The organism is Streptomyces sp. NPDC088261, from assembly GCF_044740805.1.
Lineage (GTDB): Bacteria > Actinomycetota > Actinomycetes > Streptomycetales > Streptomycetaceae > Streptomyces.
Genome location: NZ_JBIURL010000027.1, coordinates 16,017 through 36,939 on the forward strand (window position 1 = coordinate 16,017; position 20,923 = coordinate 36,939).

A 20,923-nucleotide genomic window follows, 5' to 3' on the forward strand; every position below is an offset into this window, starting at 1 on the left:
ACCACCCACCCCTTCCCGCCCCTCCCACCCCCGAACGAGAAGAGGAACCACCCCGTGGATCTGCTGAGCGCGCTGCGCGCCCACCGCCTGGTCGCCATTGTGCGCGGCCAGGACCCGGAGGCCGCGTTGCGCACCGTACTGACCCTGGTCGAGGAAGGCGTCGCGCTGGTCGAGGTCTCCCTCTCCGGCCCGGACGCCCTCCACGTCCTCGCGGGCGCCCGGGCGGCGCTGGGCCCCGGCGCGCCGCTCGGCGCGGGCACGGTCCTCACCCCCGAGGACGCGTGGGCCGCGCACGAGGCGGGCGCGGACTTCGTCGTCACGCCGGCGCTCGGCGACGGCGTCACGGCGGCCAAGGAACTGGGCCTGCCGGTCCTCGCCGGGGTGATGACCCCGACGGACGTGGTGGCGGCCCTGCGCCTCGGCGCCGACGCGCTCAAGATCTTCCCGGCCGCGCAGGCGGGCGGCCCCGACTACCTGAAGGCGCTGCGCGGCCCGTTCCCCCACCTCCCGTTCGTCCCCGTCGGGGGTGTGGACGCGGCGGCGGCGCGCGCCTATCTGGCGTACGGCGCGACGGCGGTGGGGGTCGGCTCGCCGCTGATCGGGGACGCGGCGGACGGCGGGAGCCAGGAGGGGCTGCGCGAGCGGGCGCGGGCGTTCCTGGCGGTGGTACGGGAAGGACAGGAGGGCCCCCGATGAGCGCGAGTGACACTCCGACCTACGCCCCCGTCCCCCGCTGGTCCGACCGCCTCGAACTGGGCGAGGGGATCCGCTGGGTCGACGGGCGGATCGTCCTGACCGACATCCTCACCGGCAGGCTGTTGGCCGCCCCGCCCGGCGACCCCGACGGCACGGGCCCGCTGGACGTCCTGGCCCACCTGCCGGTGCCGCTCGGCGCGGTCGCCCCGGTCGAGGGCCGCCCCGGCAGCTGGATCGCGGCGGCCGGCACCGGCGTGTGCCTGCTCGAAGCGGACGGGACGATCCGGTGGCTGGGCAGGCCGGAGGACGGCGCGACCCCGGCGGCCCGGATGAACGACGGGGTCGCGGACCCGCACGGCCGGTTCTGGGCGGGCAGCATGGCGTACGACGCGGTGGACGGGGCGGGATCGCTGTACCGCCTGGACCGCGACGGCACGCTCACCCGGGTCCTGACGGGCATCACCGTCCCGAACGGCCCCGCGTTCTCCGCCGACGGGACGCTCCTCTTCCTCGCGGACAGCGCGCGCGGCGTCATCAGGACGTACCCCGTCGACCCGGCCACCGGCGACCTGGGGGAGCCGTCCGTCTTCACGACACTGGACGCGAGCAGCCCCGACGGCCTGGCGGTGGACCGGGAGGGCGGCCTGTGGACGGCGGTCTGGGGCGAGGGCGCGATCCACCGCTACCACCCCGACGGCACGCTCGACCGCGTGGTCCCCGTGCCCGCCGCGCAACCCGCCGGGGTATGCCTGGGCGGACACGACGGCCGCACGCTGTTCGTCACCACCGCCCGAACGGCCCTCACCCACCCCACCCCACTCGACGGCGCAGTCTTCACGCTCCGGGTCGAGACCCCGGGCCGCCCGACGGCGTACTACCGCCCGGCGAGCGCGGCATGAACGAAACCACAGGGGGCGCGAGCGCTCACACCGGAGCCGACGCGCCCGCCCCCGAGGCCCGCACGTCCCCACCCCGCCCGTTCGGCCCCGGGCCGGTCGTGTGTGTCGGGGAGACCATGGCCGCGCTGGCGCCCGAGCCCGTTGCGCCGCTCGACGGTGCGGAGCTTCTGCGTCTCGACATCGCTGGTGCCGAGTCGAATGTGGCCGTCTACCTGGCCGACCACGGCGTGCCCGCTCGCTGGGTGTCGGCCGTGGGTGACGATCCGTTCGGGCGGCTGATACGGCGGCGGGTCGCGGCCTTCGGGGTGGACGTGTCCGGGGTACGGACCGACCCGGCGCGTCCCACGGGTCTTCTGGTCAAGGACCCGGGAGCGGACGGGACCCGCGTCCACTACTACCGGCGCGGCTCCGCCGCCTCCGCGCTCGGTCCCGAGGTGCTGCGCTCAACGGCCTTCCAAGGGGCGGGACTTGTCCACCTGAGCGGCATCACCCCCGCCCTGTCGGCCAGTTGCCTCGCCCTGGTGGACGCGGCACTCGCGCCGGACCGGCCGTACCCCGTCAGCTTCGACGTCAACTACCGCCCCGCGCTGTGGAACGACCGCCCGGCGCCGGAGACCCTCCTCGCCCTCGCCGACCGCGCCGACCTCGTCCTCGTCGGTCTGGACGAGGCCCAGGCGTTGTGGGGTCCAACCATCAGGGACGCGTCGGCCGTACGCGCGCTGCTGCCGGGCCCGTACACCCTGGTGGTCAAGGACGGCTCCCGCGCGGCCACGGCCTTCCTCGGCCCCGTGCCGTACACCGTGCCTGCCCTGAAGGTCGAGGTCGTCGAACCGGTCGGCGCGGGAGACGCCTTCGCGGCGGGCTTCCTGGCGGGGCTGCGGGACTCGGGCGATCCGGTACGGGCCCTGCGCCTGGGCCACCTCACCGCCGCGTCCGCGCTCCGTGTCTCCTCGGACCACGGGCCCCTGCTGTCCGCAACCCGGATGGACGATCTGCTGCGGGCGGACGACGGGACGTGGGCGACGGCAACGCCCTGACGCGGTACGGCCGCGCCCCTACTGCGCCGCGACCGTCCCCGTGTCCTGCGCCCGCGCCTCCGGCCCCCACGCGGGAGTCGTGCCGGCCAGCTGGCACACCATCAGGTAGAACGGGATCGGCGGGGTGTACGGCGACGGGGAGTCCGGCCAGTGGATCAGCCGGGGATGCTCCGCCGGTACGTTCGTCCCCACCACGTACCGCGCCGGAGCGGGCCACTTCAGATCGAGGTCCGAGCCGGACGGCACGATCCACCACCACCAGTCGGTGTCGGCGAAGACGCAGCCCGTCCTGGGCAGCCGGGCCAGCAGCCGGAAGCCGTGCCGCGCCGGGACGCCCACCGCGTCACAGCCCAGCGAGGCGGGCAGGGCGGCCGGCAGGGCCAGCTCCACCCGGCCGGCGGTGTGGTGGTCGGGAAGGTCGCCGCGCAGCCCACGGGAGAGCCGGTGCAGCGCCGTCCTCAGCACATCGGCTCCGACGCGCGGCCGGGCAGGGCCGGCCGTACTTGGCGCGCCACGCCGCGCGGCAGCTCGGCCCGCGCCAACTCGGGACGCGCCAACTCGGCGCGCGACAACTCCGCACGCGGCAGATCCACCCGCGACAACTCCGCACGCGAAAGCTCGCCCCGCGAAAGCTCGGACCGCGGCAACTCAGCACGCGGCAGATCCACCCGCCCCGGCTCGACCCGCGGAAGATCCCCGTGCGACAGCTCGGCCCGCTGCCCCGCGCCGTGCGGCAACTCCGCCCAGACCACGCGCCCAGGACCGTATCCCGACGTGTCGTGGGCCCCCCAGCCCGTACACAGGGAATCGATCAGGAAGAGCCCGCGGCCGCCCTCGTCGTCCGAGTGCGGATGCATCTGCGGCCCGGTCGGGCCGTACCCCTGGTCCTCCACCGCTATGCGCAGGTGGCCCTCGCCCTCCCGTATCTCACAGACGACGTGTTCCCCGGCGGCGTGCACCACCGCGTTGGTCACCAGCTCGGACACGACGAGGATCGCGGTCTGGCAGGTGTCGTCGTCCATCCCCCAACGGCCGAGCCGCTCCGCGGTCAGTTTCCTGGCCCGGCCGACCGATTCCGCGCGGGCCGGCAATTCGAATCCGTACCGCCGGACAACGTTGCCAGGCCGCTGGGTGATGAGCTGGGGGGTGGGCGCGTTACCAGGTGCCACGACCGATTCCTAACGGTGGGGAGCCGGCAGACGCGCACAAGACCTCTCCCGTGGCAAGGCGCGGCGACCGTGTGAACTGGTTCACTCCACCACTCTCCACCCGCCGACGACACTTGGCAAGTAGCACTCTGAATTTTCCAGAGTGCCGTGTTCTTCGTGCTTCCGGCATGGCAGACTGCTGGCATCCGTGCATGGGGAGGTCCCAAAAGTGAGTGAACCGCGGTCAGCCCCGACCGTGGGTCAGGTCGTCCTCGGCAGGCGTCTCCAGGACCTGCGAGAGCGTTCCGGGCTCAAACGCGAGGAAGCCGCCAAGCTTCTGCGCGTCGCCCCGGCGACGATCCGCAGGATGGAGACCGCCGAGGTCACTCTCAAGATTCCCTATGTACAGGTGCTGCTCAAGGCGTACGGAATCAACGACGCGGAGGCCGAGGCCTTCGTCGAGCTCACGGAGGAGGCGAACAAGCCCGGCTGGTGGCAGCGGTTCCACGACATCCTGCCGGACTGGTTCAGCATGTACGTCAGCCTGGAGGGCGCTGCCGCCCTCCTGAGGACGTACGAGCCGCATTTCGTCCCCGGACTGCTCCAGACCGAGGACTACGCACGATCCGTCATGCGGGCCGGCGCCGTGGGGCAGGCCAGGCCCGAGGACATCGAGCGCCACGTGGCGCTCCGCATGGAACGCCAGTCGCTGCTCACCCGTCCCGACGCGCCCAGATTCTGGGTCATCATGGACGAGACGGTGCTGCGGCGCCCGGTGGGCGACAGCCCGGAGATCATGCGGGAGCAGATCGACCGGCTGCTCGACACGTCCGCCCTGCCCAACGTGACCCTCCAGATCGCGGAGTTCTCGAGCGGACACCATCCCGGTACGTACGGGCCGTTCGTCATCTTCCGCTTCGCCGTACCGGAGCTGCCCGACATGGTCTACAGCGAGTACCTGACCGGCGCCGTCTACCTCGACGCGCGACCCGAGGTGGCCACTCACCTGGAGGTCATGGACCGGATGGCGGCCCAGGCCGCCACTGCACCACGCACGAAGGAGATCCTCCGGGATGTCCGCAAGGAGCTGTGAATGGATCCCATATACAACGGCATGCCGGCCGCCGACCTCGGCGCCGAAGGCTGGCACAAGCCGTGGAGCGGCGGCAACGGCGGCAACTGCATCGAGGCCATGAAGCTGGCCGACGGCAGGGTCGCGGTGCGCCAGTCCGCCGACCCTGACGGCCCCGCACTGATCTACACCACCGGAGAGATCGCCGCTTTCATCCAGGGCGCCAAGTCGGGCCAGGCGGACTTCCTGCTCACCTGAACCGCGTCCGTCCACAGTTCCCGCCCCGCCCCGCCCCACCGCCCGTCCCGCTCGAAGTCCCCGCGCACAGACCGCAGTCCCAGCGCACCGACCGCAGTTCCCGCTCACAGACCCTGAGACTCATGGAGCGCACATGACCGGGCACGACGCCATCGACACCTCCAGGCCCCACCCGGCCCGGGTGTACGACTGGCTTCTCGGCGGCAAGGACAACTATCCGGTCGACGAGCAGATGGCGCAGCAGTTGCTCGCGCTGGACTCCAGAGCGCCGGAGATGGCCCGCGTCAACCGGGCCTTCATGCACCGCGCCACGCGCTGGCTCGGCATGACGGGCGGGGTGCGGCAGTATCTCGACATCGGTACGGGCATCCCGACCGCGCCCAATCTCCACCAGATCGCCCAGGAGGTCGCCCCCGACTCCCGGATCGTCTACACGGACAACGACCCGATCGTCCTCCGGCACGCGGAAGCCCTGCTCCGCAGTACCCCGGAGGGTGTGACGGAGTACGTCCAGGCCGACGCGCGGGAGCCCGGCGCCATCATCGAGGCGGCGGGCCAGAGCCTCGACCTGAGCAAGCCGGTGGCGCTCTCGCTGATCGCGCTGCTCCACTTCATCTCGGACGAGGACGGGGCGCACGATCTGGTGCGCGCCCTCCTCGCCCCCCTGGCACCCGGCAGTTATCTGGTCCTGTCCCACGTCACGGGCGACTTCGCGCCGGAGACGTCGGACCGGGCGCGCGAGCTGTACAAGCAGCGGGGCCTCACCCTGGTCCCGCGCACGCGGGACGAGTTCGCGGCCTTCTTCGACGGGCTCGAACTGGTCGCGCCGGGTGTCTCCCTCGCCACGGACTGGCGTCCCGAGCTGGGTGAGGTCGTCCCCGTCTCCGGCGAAGGACCCATCCCCGGATACGCGGGCGTGGCACGCAAACCGTAAGTGGGTGGGGTACGGGCGGGTGGCGCCGCAGCACTTTTCAGGTGCGCTGCGGCGCCTCGCGCGTCCCCTCCCGTCCGCAGGGGACTGGCGCCGGTCTTGGGGGACCGGCGCCAGTCCCGTCAGTTCTCCCCGGACCCGCCGGTCTCGGCGCGTCCGTCAGTTCCGCAGGTACGCCAGCCCCGGGTGGACGTCCGTATAGGCGTCCAGCAGCCGCCGGGCCACGGCGACCGAGTCGACCAGCGGGTGCAGCGCGAACGCGCGCACCGCGTCGTCGCGTGATCCGCTCTCCGCCGCCGCCAGCACCGCGCGTTCCACCGCCTTGACCGACGTCACCAGCCCCACCGCGTGGTACGGCAGCGGCTCGACCGACACCGGATGCGCCCCGTTCGCGTCGACCAGGCACGGCACTTCGATCACGGCGTCCGCGTCCAGCGCCGGCAGGGTGGTGCGGTTGCGGACGTTGAGGATCAGGGCCGCGCTCTCGTTCCGCGCGACGGCCCGCATCAGGGCGAGCGCGACCTGTTCGTACCCGCCCGATCCCAGGTCCTCGTCGTCCCGTTCACCGACCCCGGCGGCGTCACGGTTGGCCGCCATGTACGTCGCCTCACGGTCGGCGAGGGTACGGTGCCACGCCCCGAGCGCCGAGCCGTCACCGCCCACCGTGCCGCCGGTGTCCGCCAACTCCGCGTAGAACCCGGCCTGCTGGTCCCGCAGATACGCGCCGCGCGTCCGCTCGGCGCCCTGATAGGCCCGTACCGCCTCGCGGTTGAAGTAGTAGTAGTGCAGATACTCGTTCGGGATCGCGCCGATCGACCGCAGCCACTCGGGCCCGAAGAGCTTGCCCTCCTCGAAGGAGCCCAGCAGCTCCGGATCGGCCAGCAGCCGGGGCAGGTGGTCGCGGCCCCCCGCCCACAGCCCGCGCAGCCAGCCCAGATGGTTCAGCCCCACGTAGTCGAACCACGCCCGGTCCGGGTCCACCCCGAGCACCCGGGCCACCCGCCGGCCCAGACCGACGGGGGAGTCGCAGATCCCGATGACCCGGTCGCCGAGCACCCGGGACATCGCCTCCGTCACCAGCCCCGCCGGATTGGTGAAGTTGATGACCCAGGCGTCCGGGGCCAGCGCCGCCACCCGCCGCGCGATGTCCACCGCGACCGGGATGGTCCGCAGCCCGTACGCGATCCCGCCCGCCCCGACCGTCTCCTGACCCAGCACTCCCTCGGCCAGCGCCACCCGTTCGTCGGCCGCGCGCCCCTCCAGACCGCCCACCCGGATGGCGGAGAACACGAAGTCCGTGCCCCGCAGCGCGTCGTCCAGGTCGGTGGTGACGGTGACCTCCGGCGCGTCCGCCACCCCGTCGGCCTGCTCGGCCAGGACCCGCGCCACGGCCCCGAGCCGTGCCGCGTCCACGTCGTACAGCGTGACCCGGTCGACCCGGCCCTCCGCGCGGTCGCGGAGCAGCGCCCCGTACACCAGCGGCACCCGGAAACCGCCCCCGCCCAGAATCGTCAGCCTCATACCCGGTCCGCCTCCACCTCGGTCGCCTGCATGGACCGATCATCCACGAAACGGCCCACACCGCACGCGCCCCTCACCCCGCGTACGGATCGGGCACCTCGCCCTCCCGGGACAGGAAGTCGAAGTCGCAGCCCGTGTCGGCCTGCGTGATGTGCTCGCTGTAGAGCGCCCCGTACCCCCGGCCGTACCGCGGCGGCGGTGCGACCCACTCGGCACGCCGCCGCGCCAGCTCGTCGTCGGAGACCTCCAGCCGCAGCGAGCGGGCCGCCACGTCGAGGGTGATCAGGTCGCCGGTTCGGACGAGGGCGAGCGGGCCCCCGACGTACGACTCGGGCGCGATGTGCAGCACACACGCGCCGTAACTCGTGCCGCTCATCCGGGCGTCGGAGATCCGCACCATGTCCCGCACCCCCTGCTTGAGGAGGTGGTCCGGGATCGGCAGCATCCCGTACTCGGGCATCCCCGGCCCGCCCTTGGGCCCCGCGCCGCGCAGCACCAGCACATGCCCGGCCGTGATGCCGAGCGCGGGATCGTCGATGGTGCGCCGCATCGTCGGGTAGTCGTCGAAGACCACGGCGGGACCGGTGTGGCGGAGCAGCGCCGGGTCGGCGGCGATGTGCTTGATCACGGCCCCGTCGGGGCAGAGGTTGCCGCGCAGCACCGCCACCCCGCCCTCGTCCGCGAGGGGGCGGTCGCGCGGGCGGATCACCTCCCGGTTGTGGACCACCGCGCCCGCCAACTGCGCCCGCAGGGTGGGGTGGGCCACCGTCGGCCGGTCCAGGTGCAGCAGATCCGTCAACTGCCCCAGGAACGCGGGGAGTCCGCCCGCGAAGTGGAAGTCCTCCATCAAGTACCGCCCGCCGGGCCGCAGATCGGCCAGCACCGGGACCGTACGGGCGGTCCGGTCGAAGTCGTCCAGCGTCAGCCGTATCCCGCTGCGCCCGGCCATGGCGATCAGATGGATGACGGCGTTGGTCGAACCACCCAGCGCTAGCACGGTGGTGACGGCGTCGTCGTACGCCTCCCGCGTCAGCACCCGCGACAGGGTGAGGTCCCGTCCGACGAGGTCCGCGATCAGCCGGCCCGACGCGGCGGCCATCCGCTCGTGGCCCGAGTCCACGGCGGGTATGGACGACGCGCCCGGCACGGTCACGCCCAGCACCTCGGCCGCCGCCGTCAGGGTGGAGGCGGTGCCCATCGTCATGCAGTGGCCGGGGGAGCGCGCCAAGCCGCTCTCCAGCTCCGCCAGTTCACGGTCCCCGATCAGCCCGGCCCGCCGGTCGTCCCAGTACTTCCACATGTCCGTCCCGGAGCCCAGCACCTGGTCGCGCCAGTGGCCCGGCAGCATCGGCCCGGCGGGCACGAACACGGTCGGCAGGTCCACACTCGCCGCCCCCATCAGCAGGGCCGGTGTGGTCTTGTCGCAGCCGCCCATCAGGACCGCGCCGTCCACGGGGTACGAGCGCAGCAACTCCTCGGTCTCCAGGGCGAGAAGGTTGCGGTAGAGCATCGGGGTCGGCTTCTGGAACGTCTCCGACAGGGTGGCGACGGGGAACTCCAGCGGGAAGCCACCCGCCTGCCACACCCCGCGCTTCACCGCCTGCGCGCGCTCGCGCAGATGGACATGACAGGGGTTGATGTCGCTCCAGGTGTTGAGGATCGCGACGACCGGCTTGCCGAGGTGCTCCTCGGGGAGGTAGCCGAGCTGGCGGGTGCGGGCGCGGTGGCTGAACGACCGCAGCCCGTCCGTCCCGTACCACTGATGGCTGCGCAGTTCACGCGGGGCGACCGGGGCCTCCCGGGCCTTCACGCGCCCCACGCCCTCACGAGCGCCGCGATCTCCGTGCGGGTCCCGGCGGGCAGGGTACTGCTCGGTGGCCGTACGTCACGGCGGCAGAGACCGAGCACGGCGAGGGCCTCCTTGACCACGGACACGTTGTCGGCGGAGTGCCGGGCGGCGCGCAGCTCCTCGAACGGGCGGATCCGCTCGCAGACCGCCCGGGCGGCCGGGGCGTCCCCGGCGCGCAGGGCGGCGAGCAGGGCGAGGGAGAGGCCAGGCGCCACGTTGACCAGACCGGAGGTGAAGCCGGTGGCGCCGCCGGCCCAGTAGGCGGGGGCGTACAGCTCGGCCAGCCCGGCGACCCAGACGAAGCGGCCCGGGCCGGTCGGGCCGGTCGGGCCTTTAGGGCCGGTCCCGCCGGTGCCGCCGGTGCCGCCGGCGGCGTTCCGGCCGGCGTCCTGGGCGAAGGCCGCGAAGCGGGTCGCGTCGGGGACCGCGTACTTCACCCCGACGACGTTGGGGCACAGCGCCCCGAGCCGGGCCAGCGCCCCGGCCGTGATCAGCGGGTCGCGCAGGTACGGGACCACCCCGAGCCCGGGGACGGCGTCGGCGATCGTCCGCTGGTACGCGACCCACCCCTCCTGCGAGACGTACGGGTGCACGGGCTGATGCACCATGACCATGGACGCCCCGGCGTCCCTCGCGTGCCGGGCGGCAGCCACCGCCGTGGCCAGGTCGTGCCCCACCCCGACGACCACCTCGGCGCGGTCGCCCACCTCCGCCACGGTCAACTCCACCACCCGCAGGCGCTCTTCGGGGGAGAGGGCGTAGAACTCGCCGGTGTTCCCGTTGGGCGTGACGGTCCGTACCCCCGCGTCCAGCAAGCGGCGCAGCAGCGTGCGGTACGCGGCGGTGTCGACGGTTCCGTCGGCGGCGAAGGGGGTCACGGGGATGGCCACGACGTCGGCGAGCGCGTCCCGGACCCGGGAGAAGTCGATGGAGGTCACGCTTCCTCCTCCGACGCCGAGGGCCCATCCGCCGCCCCGGCCGGGAACGCGCCCCGGACGAAGCGGTCGATGTGGCCGTGCAGGGCTCGCGCCGCGCCGTCCGCGTCGCCCGCGCGCGCCAGGCGCAGGATGGCGCGGTGCTCGGCCGCCTCGCGCTCCCACGTGGCGTCGGCTGACCAGGCGACCGTGGCCACCAGCGCGGCCTGGTCGCTGACCTCGTCCAGCATCCGCACCAGCAGCGGATTGCCGCACGAGACGTGCAGCGCGCGGTGGAAGTCCCGGTTGGCGAGGGACCGTTCGGCCGCGTCGGCGGCGGCCTCCGCCCGTACCAGCGCGTCCGCCGCCGCGTCGAACGGAGCCGCCGCGACGACCGAGCGCCGCAGCGCCTCCGGCTCCAGCAGCAGCCGTACGTCGTACACCTCACGCGCCATCGCCGTGTCGACCGTACGGACCGTGACGCCCTTGTACTGGCTCATCACCACCAGGCCGCTGCCCGCGAGGGTCTTCAGCGCCTCGCGGACGGGGGTCTTGGAGACGCCGAACCGCGCGGCCAGATCCGCCTCCACGAGCGGCTGCCCCGGTGGCAGCCCGCCGGTCAGTATGTGGTGCCGGACGGCCTCCAGCACGAACTGCGTGCGGGAGGGGATCGGGACCGGCGTGAAGACCATGGGCGCGCTCCTCGCTCAACTCACGGATCGTGCCTCATATATGACGTATGAAGTACGACGGAGAGGGAGGCTAGGCCGAGGACGCGGCGGCGTCAAGGGCGCCCGGGTCGTGCGCGGTTGGGGCGGATCGCCCCGGCCGTCAGAGGGCGTGCCCCACCGTCACGTCCACCTGGTCCGGGACCTCCTCGTGCTGATCGCCCACCGACAGCGTGCCGGTCGGCTCGAACAGCAGCATCGACGCGCCCCGCGGCGAGGACGGCTTGTGCCAGACGCCGCGCGGGACGACGAACACCGATCCGGCGGCGAGGGTGACGGTCCGCTCGGCGCCGTCCTCGCGCAGGGCGATGAGCAGTTCCCCGTCGAGGACCTGGAAGAACTCGTCGGTGTTCTCGTGCACGTGCCAGACGTGCTCGCCCGCGACCTTCGCGACGCGCACGTCGTAGTCGTTGACGCGCGCGATGACGCGCGGGCTCCAGATGGCGTCGAAGGAGGCGAGGGCGGTGCTGAGCGCGAGCGGTTCGGTGGCTTCGCGGGGTTCGGTGGCTTCGCGGGGTTCGGTGGTCATGACCACATCGTCGTCCTGGCGTCGCGGGAGCGACAGTGCTAGGAATCGCACATGGCGCAAGATTTCTCGCATCGGGTGGTCATGATCGTCGCGGAGGGCTCCAACCCGTTCGAGATGGGCGTGGCGACGGAGCTGTTCGGCCTGGCCCGGCCGGAGCTGAACACGGCCTGGTACGACTTCGAGCTGTGCGCGGAGAGCCCGTCGGTCTCGATGCACGCCGGGTTCTTCCGGCTCTCGGGGGTGTCCGGGCTCGACGCGGTCGACCGGGCGGACACCGTGATCGTCCCGAACCGGCCGGACCCCGAGAACGACCCCTCCCCGGCGGTCCTGGACGCGGTGCGCCGGGCCGCGGCGCGCGGCGCCCGGCTGGTGAGCTTCTGCACGGGCTCCTTCGTCCTGGCGGCGGCGGGGGCGCTGGACGGGCGGCGGGCGACGACCCACTGGCGGTGGGCGGACCTGTTCGCGGAGCGGTTCCCCGCCGTACGGCTCGACCCGGACGTCCTCTTCGTCGACGAGGGGGACGTCGTCACGGCGGCGGGCAGCGCGGCCGCGCTCGACGCGTCTCTCCAGCTGATCCGCCACGACCACGGGGCGCGGACGGCCGTCGCGGTGAGCCGCCGGCTGGTCTTCGCGCTGCACCGCGACGGCGGCCAGCGGCAGTTCGTGGAACAGCCGCTCCCCGAGGTCCCCGACACCTCCCTCTCCCCGCTGCTGACCTGGGCGGCGACCCGCCTGGCCACTCCGCTCACCACGGCGGACCTGGCGGCCCGCGCGACGATCAGCCAGGCCACCCTGCACCGCCGCTTCCGCAGCCAGCTGGGCACGACGCCACTGGCCTGGCTCACCGCGCAGCGGGTGGCGCTGGCCTGCCGCCTGATGGAGGAGGGGGAGGTACGGCTGGACCGGGTGGCCCGCCTGAGCGGCCTGGGCACGGCGGCGAACCTGAGATCCCAGCTGAAACGCCGGACCGGCCTGCCCCCGACGGCGTACCGCCATCGCTTCGCCCCCACGTGACCCGGGAGCGGGCGCGCGCGTCCCGGGCAGGCACGTTCCGGGCGCGCGCGTCCTGGTCGTGCCCGCCCGCGAGGCAGAATGGGGACATGGCCCGACGCCCCCACCGCCAGACACGCCCCGCGCGCACCGCGCCCGCGCCCTCCCCGGTCTCGCCCTCGACCGCCTCGCCCTGTCCCTGCGGCAGGCCCGCGTCGTACGGGGAGTGCTGCGGGCGCTACCACGTCGGGCCCGCCACCGCGCCCACGGCCGAGGCGCTGATGCGGTCCCGCTACAGCGCGTTTGTCGTGCTGGACGCGTCGTACCTGCTCAGGACGTGGGATCCGGCCACCCGGCCCAACGGCCTCGAACTGGACCCCACCACCCGCTGGACCGGACTGGACATCCTGGAGACCACGGAGGGCACCGCGTTCCACACCACGGGCACGGTCACCTTCCGCGCCTCGTACACCCAGCAGGGCCATCCGGGCGCCCTCCACGAACGCAGCCGCTTCACCCGCCACGACGGCGCCTGGGTGTACGTGGACGGCACGTACCTGGACTAGCGGGCGGTCCGGGTACGTGCCGGTATCCGGGTACGCGCCGGTGTCCGCGTCACGCGTGACCGCGCGTCCCGCTCCCGGTCAGGCCGTGCCGCACCGCCACGTACCAAAGCCACCCCACTCCGTCTCCCCGGAGGGCGAAATGCCCGCCTGGACGCAGACGGCGGTGCCTTCGGCGTAGCTCTTGTTGACCGTGACGACTCCGCCCGCCGCGCTGAGGTCGTTCCTCATGCTCCAGTCGTAGCCTCCGCCGGTCTTGAACGGTTCCACGTCCACCTTCATCACCGCCGACCAGCCGTCCTTGCACACGTCGTCGAGATGGAAGATCTCGCCGTCGTGCGTGAACCAGCCGTCGGAGCCGTACGTGCACGACCCGTCGGCGGACGAGCCGTACGCGTGGGCCGAGTTGCTGCCGGCGCTCGCCGGGCCGGCGGCCATGGCGGCGAAGCTGGCTGCCGCGATCACCGTCCCGGCGAGCCTCCTCCGTGAGATTCGCATCTGTACATCCCCCTGTTGTTCTGGTCGAGTTGAAGCCGCTCACGGACCGCAGACCGCAGATCGCCGTCTGCGGACCGCGGGCCGATCCGGAGCGTCCGGACTCAGGCAGTCCCGCACTTCCAGGCGCCCCAGCCGGCCCACTCGCCACCCTCGTGGCCGAAGCCCGCCTGGAGACACACCGCGGTGCCCTCGGCATAGCTCTTGTTCCATGTCTCCACGCCCCCGTCGGCGCTGAGGTGGCTCCAGAGCGCGTAGTCGTAGCCACCTCCGCTCTGGATGGGCTCGATGTCGACCTTGATCACCGCGGCGAAGCCGTCCGCGCACGTGTCGTCGAGGTGGAAGATCTCCCCGTCGTGCGTGAACCAGCCGTCGGAGACGTGGGCGCAGTTCCCCCGCGCGATGCCATAGGAGTGGGCCGAGTTGGAACCGGCGCTCGCCGGCCCGACGGAAGCGACCATGAAGGCCGCGGCGGCGGCGAGCGTGACGGAAGCGTGGCGGCGCGTGAAGCGCATACAGATCCCCCCGGATCTCTGTGGTGCCCCGGGTGCCTCCCGGGGCCTGAAAAGACCCTAGGTTCCCGCTCGCGCATCCCGCGAGAGACTTTTTGCCCAATGAAGCGGCGTTCCGGTGTCAGAACGCCCTGTCTGAGCGAAATGACCACAAGGGGAACGGTGATGTCCGGTTTCTGGCTGCTCCACGCGGGCTTCTCGCCGGGCAGCGGCACGAGTTGAAGGAGCGTCGGTCGGCGCTCGTCCTGCGGGACGACGAGGACGGCGAGGACGACGGGGGGCCGCCGCACCGGACCACGGTGGATCTGGACGGACGGACATCGGTCATCCGCCTGCCTCGGTCCGGGCGGCAGGTTCTCCGTACGGCCCTGCCCCCGACGACTCCTGACGGAGCGTCACAAAGCGCCGTCCCTCCACTGTCCACTGCTCGGCCGGGACCCAGCCGGTGGTACGGGCCCGGCGCACCAGCGCCCGCGCCCCGACGCGGGACCAGTAGAACGCCTCTCCGGGTGCCCCGTTGCCGTTGTCCACCCGTACCCGCACCCGTTCGTCGAGATCCGGGTCGACCCCGGTGGGCGCGGTCTCCACGATCAGCGAGCCGCCCGGACGCACGATCCCCGCGAGCCGCCGCAGCAGCGCCGACGGGTCGCCGTCGATGCCGATGTTGCCGTCGATCAGCAGCGCCGTGTCCCAACCGCCCTCGCGGGGCAGCCGATCGAAGACCGACCTGAGCAGCGCGCTGCCGCCCCCGCGCACGGTGTGCGCCACGGCCGCCGGGCTGATGTCGATGCCGAGCGCGGTACGGCCCCGCGCGGCGAGCGCCGCGACCAGGCGGCCGGGGCCGCAGCCGATGTCGAGGACGGTGCCCCGGCAGCGTTCCAGCACGGTCAGATCGGCGCGGTCGGGGCCGCCGCACCAGCGCTCCACCTCCAGCGGCAGCAGCCACCCGTCGGCGCGCCGCAGGAAGAGCGGCCCGCGCCCGGCGCGCAGCGCGTCCGTGTACGGGTCGGCGTGCCAGGGCGTGTCGGGGGCGGCGCGCCGGCGGAGCGGGACGGCCGACCGGGGCACCGCGGCGGTGGACTTCGTACGGATCCTGGCCAGGCCCATGGTCACCGCACCCCGGCCCGCGACGACGGGGTGCCCGCGCCGTTGCCGCGCGCCCCCGTGAACCGCGCCAGCGCCGCCGCGAACCGGGTGGCCGGTGCCTCGGCCGCGACCAGCTCCGCGTCGTGCGCGGTGTCGACGTCGCGCAGGACCGGCAGGTCCCGTACCGCGAGCCCGGCACCGGTCAGCCGGGCCCGCTGCACCGCCCCCGTCTCGGGTACGGACATCGGTACGCCCAGCAGCAGGGACGGATCCGGTACGGCGAGCCCGAGCGCCCAGAACCCCCCGTCGACCGCCGGTCCGAACCACGCGTCGCACCCCAGCCAGGCGTCCGGCGCGAGGGCCGGTCCCAGCAGCTCCGGGGTGACCTGGGGGGTGTCCATCCCGATGAGCACGGCGGGCCCGCCACACCCCGCGAATGCGGCGGCGAGCCGCTCGTCCAGCCCGCCGGCCACCTGGGCGACCACCTCGACCCCGTCCGGCAGCCACGCGCCCGGCACCCCGTCGAGGACCAGCACCCGGCGCCGCACGGGGGCGGCCAGGACAGCGGCCAGCGTGTCGCGCAACGCGGCCTCGGCCAGCGCGGCGGCCTCCTCGGCCCGGAACGGCGGAGTGAGCCGCGTCTTGACCCGCCCGGGTACGGGGGCCTTGGCCATCACCAGAATCGTGGTCACCGCACACCCACCCACTCATCACGAACGCCCCCAAAAGGCCCCGCCACCCGCCCGCCACCGGCCCCCGTCTCGCGCGCCGGCTCGTGCGCCGCCCCCGGCTCGTCCGCTGGCACCGGGCCCGCCATTGATTCGTGCGCCGATACCGCGCCCGCCGCCGGCTCGTCCGCCGGTTCCGTGCCCGCTACGGATTCGCGCGCTGCCCCCGCACCCGTCCCCGGCTCGTGCGCCGCCTCCGGGCCCGCCCCCGGCTCGCGCGCCGGTTCCGCGCTCGCTACCGATTCGTGCGCTGGCACCGCCCCTGTCCCCGCCCTCGGCTCGCGCTCAGTTACCGCGCCCGCTGCCGATTCGTGCGCCGGCACGGCCCCTGTCCCCGCCTCGTGCGCCGACATCGCGCTCGCCTCCCGCTCCGGCAACGTCACTGGTGCCTGCACCCCCACCGGCGCCTGCTCCCGCGCCAGCACCGGCTCCGGCACCGGCCTCTGCGCCAGCACCGGCTCCGGCACCGGCCTCTGCGCCAGCTCCGGCTCCGGCACCGGCCTCTGCGCCAGCTCCGGCTCCGGCACCGGCGTCTGCACCCGCACCGGCGCCCGCTCCTGCGCAAGCAACAACTCCTGCGCAAGCACGTGCGCCGACACCGGCACCGGCATCCGCGCCGACATCGACACCGGGGTGTCCGCCAACACCCGCACCGGCTCCTGCGGAAGCACCCGCACCCGCACCGGCTCCTCCGCCAGCACCGCGCGCATGTCGTGCACCGCCTGCCACGTGCCCCGCCACGTGCCCGTCACCTTCGACCTGCCCGTACGCGGCAGGTACGGCACGTCCCGTTCCGTCACCCGCCAGCCCGCGTCCGACGCGCGGACCACCATCTGGAGCGGGTAGCCACTGCGCCGGTCCGTCAGCGACAGGTCCAGCAGCGCCTCCCGGCGCGCCGCCCGCATCGGGCCCAGGTCACGCAACCGCAGGCCCGTCCTGCGGCGCAGCATCCGGGACAGCGCCACGTTCCCCGCCCTGGCGTGCGCCGGCCACGCCCCCCGGGTCTGCGGCCGGCGGCGGCCCAGCACCAGATCCGCCCGGCCCGCCGCCACCTCCGCCACGAACGCGGGCAGCAGCCCCGGGTCGAGCGACGCGTCGCAGTCGCAGAAGCACACGAACTCCGCCTCGGCGGCGAGCAGTCCGGCATGACACGCGGCACCGAAGCCGCGCCGGGGTTCACGCACGACGGTCGCGCCGAGCCCGGCGGCGATCTCCGCCGAGCCGTCGGCCGAACCGTTGTCGACCACGATCGCCCGCCAGCCCGCGGGCAGCCGGTCCAGCACCCAGGGCAGCGCCCGGGCCTCGTCGAGACAGGGGAGTACGACGTCAACCGTCGTGGGGATCGAGTACGTCACGTCCATCACCGTATGAATTCAGAAACCGACAAATGGGATACGCGGTCTTACGAAACACGGACAGCGCCGAGGGCGCGATCCGCTCCGCCCGTTCGGCCCAACACCGGAACCGAGCGCCGCGGAAGGGACCGGGGGCGGGCCTCGCCGAGGCGCCGCGAGCCCCCGCTCACGGCACCGGCACCCCCCGCTGCCCCGACCGCGCGAACTCCGCCATGCCCGCCGCGAACCCGACCTCCGGCCGCCACCCCAGCTCCGCCCGCAGCCGCTCCGACGACGCGGTGATGTGCCGTACGTCGCCCAGCCGGTACTCCCCGGTGACCACCGGATCAGGACCCCCGTGCGCCGCCGCCAGCGCCCCGGCCATCTCGCCCACGGTGTGCGGCTCGCCGCTGCCGGTGTTGTACGCGCCCAGCGTGCCGGGCTCCCTCGTCCGTACGAACGCCAGCGCCAGCGCGTTCGCCGTCGCCACGTCCCGTACGTGCACGAAGTCCCGCCGCTGCCCGCCGTCCTCGAAGACCTGCGGGGCCTCGCCCCTGGCCAGCGAGGAGCGGAAGAACGACGCGACCCCCGCGTACGGCGTGTCGCGGGGCATCCCCGGGCCGTACACGTTGTGGTAGCGCAACGAGAGCGCCCGGCCGCCCGTGGCCCGCGCCCAGGACGCCGCGAGATGTTCCTGGGCCAGTTTGGTCACCGCGTACACGTTGCGCGGGTCGGTCCGCGCGTCCTCGCCGATCAGACCCGGCGTCAACTCGGCCCCGCACACCGGGCACCCGGGCTCGAACCGGCCCGCCACCAGATCCGCCTCCGCGCGGGGTCCCGGCGCGACGCGCCCGTGCGCGGGGCAGTCGTACCGGCCCTCCCCGTACACGACCATCGACCCGGCCAGCGTCAGGTCCCGTACCCCCGCGTCCGCCATGGCGGTCAGCAGGGTCGCGGTCCCCAGGTCGTTGCAGCCCACGTACTCCGGCGCGTCCGCGAAGTCCTTGCCGAGGCCGACCATCGCCGCCTGGTGGCAGACCGCCTCCACCCCGCGCAGCGCACGGTCGACGGCCGCCCGGTCCCGTACGTCGGCGTGGATCCACTCCACCTCCGGCGGCCGCGCGGGCGGCACGGGATGGGCCGACGGCAGCAGGGCGTCCAGGACGACGGCCTCGTGGCCCAGCGCCGTGAGGGCCGTGACGATGTGTGAGCCGATGAAGCCGGCTCCTCCGGTGACAAGTACACGCATGCCGGTGACGCTATGCGCCGGGCGGCCCCACCGCGCCGACGCACGCCGGTGCGTCACCGGTCCGTAAGATCGCGGTCCGCGGGCCGCGCGCCCCTCTCACGCCCGCCCGCGCCACCACCGCCGGACAACCCCGCCCCCGGGACCCGCCCGCGCCCCCGGGACCCGCCACAGACCCCCGCCCCTACGCCAGCCCGCTCAGCACCGCCGCCAGGTCGTACCCCACCGGCTCCTCCAGCTGCGCGTACGTACAGCTCTCCGGGGTCCTGTCCGGACGCCACCGCCGGAACTGCGCCGTATGGCGGAAGCGGTCACCCTCCATGTGGTCGTACGCCACCTCGCACACCAGCTCCGGCCGCAGCGCGATCCACGACAGGTCCTTCGTCCCGGACCAGCGGCTCGGACCGCCCGGCAGGCGCGCCCCCTCGTGCGCCGCCTCCTCGGCCCACGCGCCCCACGGATGGCCCTCCGCCGTCTCCATCCGCAGCGGCGCCAGCTCCTCGACCAGCTCCGCCCTCCGCCGCATCGAGAACGCCGCGCACACCCCCACGTGCTGGAGCACGCCCCGCGCGTCGTGCAGGCCGAGCAGCAGCGAGCCCACCACGGGACCGCTCTTGTGCAGGCGGTACCCGGCGACCACCGCGTCCGCCGTCCGCTCGTGCTTGATCTTGTACATCGCCCGGAAGTCCGGCCGGTACGGCAGGTCCAGCGGCTTGGCGATCACCCCGTCGAGCCCGGCGCCCTCGTACTGCTCGAACCACTCCCGCGCCCGCTCGATGTCCGTGGTGGCGGGCGCGAGATACACCGGCGGCTCTACGCCGATCAGGGCCGCCTCCAGCGCCTCCCTGCGCTGTGCCTGCTCGATGTCCATCAGCGTGCCGTCCCCGAGGGCCAGCAGGTCGAAGGCGACAAAACTCGCCGGGGTGCGCTCGGCCAGCATGTCCACGCGCGACTTCGCGGGGTGGATACGCTCCGTGAGCCTGTCGAAGTCCAGCCGCCCCTCGTGGACGATCACGATCTCCCCGTCGAAGACGCACCGCTCCGGCAGCCGGTCCCGTACCGCCGTCACCAGCTCGGGAAAGTAGCGGGTCAGCGGCTTGCCGGTCCTGCTGCCGATCACCACCTCGTCGCCGTCGCGGTGGATGATCGCCCGGAAGCCGTCCCACTTGGCCTCGTACTGCATCCCGGGCGGGATCGCGGCCACGGACTTGGCGAGCATGGGTTTCACGGGAGGCATCACCGGCAGATCCATGTCCCCGATTGTGTCCGGGAACGGTCCGCTCCGCCCGATATGCGCTCCCGGCCCGTCCGGCCTACGGTGGCGCTCATGGGTGCAGCGGGTGCGGCGGTGGAGCTGGAGGCGGGCGGCCGGGCGGTACGGCTGTCCAGCCCGGCCAAGATCTATTTTCCGGAGCGCGGCTTCACGAAGCTCGACGTCGCGCGCTACTACCTGGCCGTGGGCCCGGGGATCCTCCGGGCCCTGCGGAACCGGCCGACGACCCTGGAGCGGTACCCGGAGGGCGTCGAGGGTGAGTTCTTCTACCAGAAGCGGGCCCCGAAGAACCTGCCCGACTGGATCCCCACCGCCCGGATCGAGTTCCCGAGCGGCCGTTCGGCGGACGAGATCTGCCCGACCGAGGTGGCGGCCGTCCTCTGGGCGGCGAACCTCGGCGCCCTCACCTTCCACCCGTGGCCGGTACGGCGCGGGCGCACCGACCACCCCGACGAGCTGCGGATCGACCTCGACCCGCAGCCCGGTACGGACTTCAAGGACGCCGTCAGGACCGCGCACGAGCTGCACAGCTTCCTGGACGAGCTGGGGATGCGCGGCTGGCCCAAGACGTCGGGCGGACGCGGCCTGCACGTGTTCGTCCCGATCGAGCCGCGCTGGACGTTCACCGAGGTGCGGCGGGCCGCCATCACGATCGGCCGCCACCTGGAGCGCAGGAACCCGGGCCGGGTGACCACCGCGTGGTGGAAGGAGGAGCGCGGCGAGAAGATCTTCGTGGACTACAACCAGACCGCCCGGGACCGGACGATCGCCTGCGCCTACTCCGTACGGCCCCGTCCGCACGCCCCGGTCTCCGCGCCACTGCGCTGGGAGGAGCTGGACGACGTGGCCCCGCGGGACTTCGACATCGCGACCATGCCGGTGCGCTACACCGAACTGGGCGATGTGCACGCGGACATGGAGGAGCACGCGTACAGCCTGGAGGGGCTGCTGGAGCTGGCGGACCGGCACGAGCGTGACCAGGGCCTCGGCGACCTCCCGTACCCGCCGGACTATCCGAAGATGCCGGGGGAGCCGAAGCGGGTCCAGCCGAGCCGGGCGCGGCCGGAGGACGAGGAAGGCCGGCAGGAGGGCTGACCGGGACGGCGGCACGGCG

Annotated in this window: 21 protein-coding genes and 3 pseudogenes; 10 read left to right on the top strand and 14 right to left on the bottom strand. The window is 73.6% G+C overall.

Annotated elements, in window-relative coordinates:
* Window positions 1-54: 54 nt before the first annotated feature.
* The 3 genes from ACIODU_RS32260 to ACIODU_RS32270 are packed head-to-tail and all read left to right on the top strand — an operon-like array spanning window position 55 to window position 2,632.
* Entirely contained in the window at window positions 55-696 is a 642-nt protein-coding gene (locus ACIODU_RS32260; RefSeq protein WP_401772459.1) for a bifunctional 4-hydroxy-2-oxoglutarate aldolase/2-dehydro-3-deoxy-phosphogluconate aldolase, read from the top strand.
* Complete coding sequence (locus ACIODU_RS32265; RefSeq protein ID WP_401772462.1) at window positions 693-1,595, top strand: SMP-30/gluconolactonase/LRE family protein; 903 nt, start codon at window positions 693-695, stop codon at window positions 1,593-1,595. Before ACIODU_RS32260 ends, ACIODU_RS32265 begins: the two co-directional genes overlap by 4 nt.
* Window positions 1,592-2,632 carry a sugar kinase gene (locus tag ACIODU_RS32270; RefSeq protein ID WP_401772464.1) on the top strand — a complete coding sequence of 347 codons (1,041 nt, stop codon included), beginning with the start codon at window positions 1,592-1,594 and terminating at the stop codon, window positions 2,630-2,632. The genes ACIODU_RS32265 and ACIODU_RS32270 overlap by 4 nt, the downstream gene beginning before the upstream one ends.
* An 18-nt stretch (window positions 2,633-2,650) precedes the next feature.
* Here ACIODU_RS32270 and ACIODU_RS32275 read toward each other — a convergent pair whose 3' ends face one another.
* Both ACIODU_RS32275 and ACIODU_RS32280 read right to left on the bottom strand, forming a co-directional pair.
* Window positions 2,651-3,097, bottom strand: coding sequence for a hypothetical protein (locus ACIODU_RS32275; protein WP_401772467.1), 447 nt, complete (start codon window positions 3,095-3,097; stop codon window positions 2,651-2,653).
* A gap of 251 nt (window positions 3,098-3,348) precedes the next feature.
* Window positions 3,349-3,801, bottom strand: a pseudogene (locus ACIODU_RS32280) (ATP-binding protein); the annotation flags it as partial.
* Between the two features lie 208 nt (window positions 3,802-4,009).
* Between ACIODU_RS32280 and ACIODU_RS32285 the strand changes: the two are divergent.
* The 3 genes from ACIODU_RS32285 to ACIODU_RS32295 all read left to right on the top strand — a co-directional run bounded on the left by ACIODU_RS32285 (window position 4,010) and on the right by ACIODU_RS32295 (window position 6,044).
* Window positions 4,010-4,873, top strand: coding sequence for a helix-turn-helix transcriptional regulator (locus ACIODU_RS32285; protein WP_327233477.1), 864 nt, complete (start codon window positions 4,010-4,012; stop codon window positions 4,871-4,873).
* Window positions 4,874-5,110, top strand: a complete 237-nt coding sequence (locus tag ACIODU_RS32290; protein ID WP_161312563.1) for a DUF397 domain-containing protein — start codon at window positions 4,874-4,876, stop codon at window positions 5,108-5,110.
* Between the two features lie 133 nt (window positions 5,111-5,243).
* Window positions 5,244-6,044 (top strand): SAM-dependent methyltransferase, encoded by an 801-nt coding sequence (locus tag ACIODU_RS32295; RefSeq protein ID WP_356428575.1) that lies wholly within the window; start codon window positions 5,244-5,246, stop codon window positions 6,042-6,044.
* A gap of 156 nt (window positions 6,045-6,200) precedes the next feature.
* Here ACIODU_RS32295 and ACIODU_RS32300 read toward each other — a convergent pair whose 3' ends face one another.
* From ACIODU_RS32300 to ACIODU_RS32320, 5 genes are all read right to left on the bottom strand, one after another.
* Window positions 6,201-7,562 (bottom strand): 6-phospho-beta-glucosidase, encoded by a 1,362-nt coding sequence (locus tag ACIODU_RS32300; RefSeq protein ID WP_401772472.1) that lies wholly within the window; start codon window positions 7,560-7,562, stop codon window positions 6,201-6,203.
* 73 nt (window positions 7,563-7,635) lie between these two features.
* The gene (araD, locus tag ACIODU_RS32305; protein ID WP_401772475.1) at window positions 7,636-9,372 is read right to left on the bottom strand and encodes an L-arabinonate dehydratase; all 1,737 of its coding nucleotides are present in this window, start codon (window positions 9,370-9,372) and stop codon (window positions 7,636-7,638) included.
* Entirely contained in the window at window positions 9,369-10,340 is a 972-nt protein-coding gene (locus ACIODU_RS32310; RefSeq protein WP_401772543.1) for a dihydrodipicolinate synthase family protein, read from the bottom strand. Before ACIODU_RS32310 ends, araD begins: the two co-directional genes overlap by 4 nt.
* Before the next feature lie 5 nt (window positions 10,341-10,345).
* Window positions 10,346-11,017 (bottom strand): GntR family transcriptional regulator, encoded by a 672-nt coding sequence (locus ACIODU_RS32315; protein WP_401772478.1) that lies wholly within the window; start codon window positions 11,015-11,017, stop codon window positions 10,346-10,348.
* Window positions 11,018-11,156: 139 nt separating this feature from the next.
* Complete coding sequence (locus tag ACIODU_RS32320; RefSeq protein ID WP_401772481.1) at window positions 11,157-11,582, bottom strand: cupin domain-containing protein; 426 nt, start codon at window positions 11,580-11,582, stop codon at window positions 11,157-11,159.
* A gap of 51 nt (window positions 11,583-11,633) precedes the next feature.
* Between ACIODU_RS32320 and ACIODU_RS32325 the strand changes: the two genes are divergently transcribed.
* Both ACIODU_RS32325 and ACIODU_RS32330 read left to right on the top strand, forming a co-directional pair.
* On the top strand, window positions 11,634-12,596 hold the full coding sequence (locus ACIODU_RS32325; RefSeq protein ID WP_401772484.1) for a helix-turn-helix domain-containing protein: 963 nt from the start codon (window positions 11,634-11,636) through the stop codon (window positions 12,594-12,596).
* 86 nt (window positions 12,597-12,682) lie between these two features.
* Complete coding sequence (locus ACIODU_RS32330; RefSeq protein WP_401772486.1) at window positions 12,683-13,138, top strand: YchJ family protein; 456 nt, start codon at window positions 12,683-12,685, stop codon at window positions 13,136-13,138.
* A gap of 78 nt (window positions 13,139-13,216) precedes the next feature.
* Here the strand turns inward: ACIODU_RS32330 and ACIODU_RS32335 are convergent, their stop codons facing one another.
* Together ACIODU_RS32335 and ACIODU_RS32340 are read right to left on the bottom strand one after the other, a co-directional pair.
* Entirely contained in the window at window positions 13,217-13,633 is a 417-nt protein-coding gene (locus tag ACIODU_RS32335; protein ID WP_356428556.1) for a hypothetical protein, read from the bottom strand.
* Window positions 13,634-13,734: 101 nt separating this feature from the next.
* Window positions 13,735-14,145, bottom strand: a complete 411-nt coding sequence (locus ACIODU_RS32340) for a hypothetical protein (protein WP_356428553.1) — start codon at window positions 14,143-14,145, stop codon at window positions 13,735-13,737.
* Between the two features lie 215 nt (window positions 14,146-14,360).
* Here ACIODU_RS32340 and ACIODU_RS32345 point away from each other — a divergent pair.
* A pseudogene (locus tag ACIODU_RS32345) lies at window positions 14,361-14,417 on the top strand (hypothetical protein); the annotation flags it as partial.
* Window positions 14,418-14,466: 49 nt separating this feature from the next.
* On the opposite strand, the gene ACIODU_RS32350 reads toward ACIODU_RS32345, so the two are convergent.
* The 5 genes and pseudogenes from ACIODU_RS32350 to ACIODU_RS32370 all read right to left on the bottom strand — a co-directional run bounded on the left by ACIODU_RS32350 (window position 14,467) and on the right by ACIODU_RS32370 (window position 19,788).
* Window positions 14,467-15,249, bottom strand: a complete 783-nt coding sequence (locus ACIODU_RS32350) for a class I SAM-dependent methyltransferase (protein ID WP_401772489.1) — start codon at window positions 15,247-15,249, stop codon at window positions 14,467-14,469.
* A 2-nt stretch (window positions 15,250-15,251) separates the two neighbouring features.
* Window positions 15,252-15,902, bottom strand: a complete 651-nt coding sequence (locus tag ACIODU_RS32355; RefSeq protein ID WP_401772545.1) for a DUF2064 domain-containing protein — start codon at window positions 15,900-15,902, stop codon at window positions 15,252-15,254.
* A 737-nt stretch (window positions 15,903-16,639) separates the two neighbouring features.
* Window positions 16,640-17,317: pseudogene (locus ACIODU_RS32360) on the bottom strand (glycosyltransferase family 2 protein); the annotation flags it as partial.
* Window positions 17,318-17,477: 160 nt separating this feature from the next.
* Window positions 17,478-18,539, bottom strand: a complete 1,062-nt coding sequence (locus ACIODU_RS32365) for an NAD-dependent epimerase/dehydratase family protein (RefSeq protein WP_401772492.1) — start codon at window positions 18,537-18,539, stop codon at window positions 17,478-17,480.
* 181 nt (window positions 18,540-18,720) lie between these two features.
* Window positions 18,721-19,788 carry an ATP-dependent DNA ligase gene (locus tag ACIODU_RS32370; RefSeq protein WP_401772494.1) on the bottom strand — a complete coding sequence of 356 codons (1,068 nt, stop codon included), beginning with the start codon at window positions 19,786-19,788 and terminating at the stop codon, window positions 18,721-18,723.
* Window positions 19,789-19,863: 75 nt separating this feature from the next.
* On the opposite strand from ACIODU_RS32370, the gene ligD reads away from it, so the two are divergent.
* Window positions 19,864-20,904 (top strand): non-homologous end-joining DNA ligase, encoded by a 1,041-nt coding sequence (gene ligD, locus ACIODU_RS32375; RefSeq protein ID WP_356428541.1) that lies wholly within the window; start codon window positions 19,864-19,866, stop codon window positions 20,902-20,904.
* Window positions 20,905-20,923 lie beyond the last annotated feature (19 nt).

What these genes read in the sequence shown, in the direction of transcription:
- ACIODU_RS32265 (WP_401772462.1), top strand. Translation starts at nt 693, where the DNA reads ATGAGCGCGAGTGACACTCCGACCTACGCCCCCGTCCCCCGCTGGTCC.
- ACIODU_RS32270 (WP_401772464.1), top strand. Translation starts at nt 1,592, where the DNA reads ATGAACGAAACCACAGGGGGCGCGAGCGCTCACACCGGAGCCGACGCG.
- ACIODU_RS32290 (WP_161312563.1), top strand. Translation starts at nt 4,874, where the DNA reads ATGGATCCCATATACAACGGCATGCCGGCCGCCGACCTCGGCGCCGAA.
- ACIODU_RS32295 (WP_356428575.1), top strand. Translation starts at nt 5,244, where the DNA reads ATGACCGGGCACGACGCCATCGACACCTCCAGGCCCCACCCGGCCCGG.
- ACIODU_RS32300 (WP_401772472.1), bottom strand. Translation starts at nt 7,562, where the DNA reads ATGAGGCTGACGATTCTGGGCGGGGGCGGTTTCCGGGTGCCGCTGGTG.
- ACIODU_RS32315 (WP_401772478.1), bottom strand. Translation starts at nt 11,017, where the DNA reads ATGGTCTTCACGCCGGTCCCGATCCCCTCCCGCACGCAGTTCGTGCTG.
- ACIODU_RS32320 (WP_401772481.1), bottom strand. Translation starts at nt 11,582, where the DNA reads ATGACCACCGAACCCCGCGAAGCCACCGAACCCCGCGAAGCCACCGAA.
- ACIODU_RS32325 (WP_401772484.1), top strand. Translation starts at nt 11,634, where the DNA reads ATGGCGCAAGATTTCTCGCATCGGGTGGTCATGATCGTCGCGGAGGGC.
- ACIODU_RS32330 (WP_401772486.1), top strand. Translation starts at nt 12,683, where the DNA reads ATGGCCCGACGCCCCCACCGCCAGACACGCCCCGCGCGCACCGCGCCC.
- ACIODU_RS32335 (WP_356428556.1), bottom strand. Translation starts at nt 13,633, where the DNA reads ATGCGAATCTCACGGAGGAGGCTCGCCGGGACGGTGATCGCGGCAGCC.
- ACIODU_RS32340 (WP_356428553.1), bottom strand. Translation starts at nt 14,145, where the DNA reads ATGCGCTTCACGCGCCGCCACGCTTCCGTCACGCTCGCCGCCGCCGCG.
- ACIODU_RS32350 (WP_401772489.1), bottom strand. Translation starts at nt 15,249, where the DNA reads ATGGGCCTGGCCAGGATCCGTACGAAGTCCACCGCCGCGGTGCCCCGG.
- ACIODU_RS32355 (WP_401772545.1), bottom strand. Translation starts at nt 15,902, where the DNA reads ATGGCCAAGGCCCCCGTACCCGGGCGGGTCAAGACGCGGCTCACTCCG.
- ACIODU_RS32365 (WP_401772492.1), bottom strand. Translation starts at nt 18,539, where the DNA reads ATGCGTGTACTTGTCACCGGAGGAGCCGGCTTCATCGGCTCACACATC.
- ACIODU_RS32370 (WP_401772494.1), bottom strand. Translation starts at nt 19,788, where the DNA reads ATGGATCTGCCGGTGATGCCTCCCGTGAAACCCATGCTCGCCAAGTCC.
- ligD (WP_356428541.1), top strand. Translation starts at nt 19,864, where the DNA reads ATGGGTGCAGCGGGTGCGGCGGTGGAGCTGGAGGCGGGCGGCCGGGCG.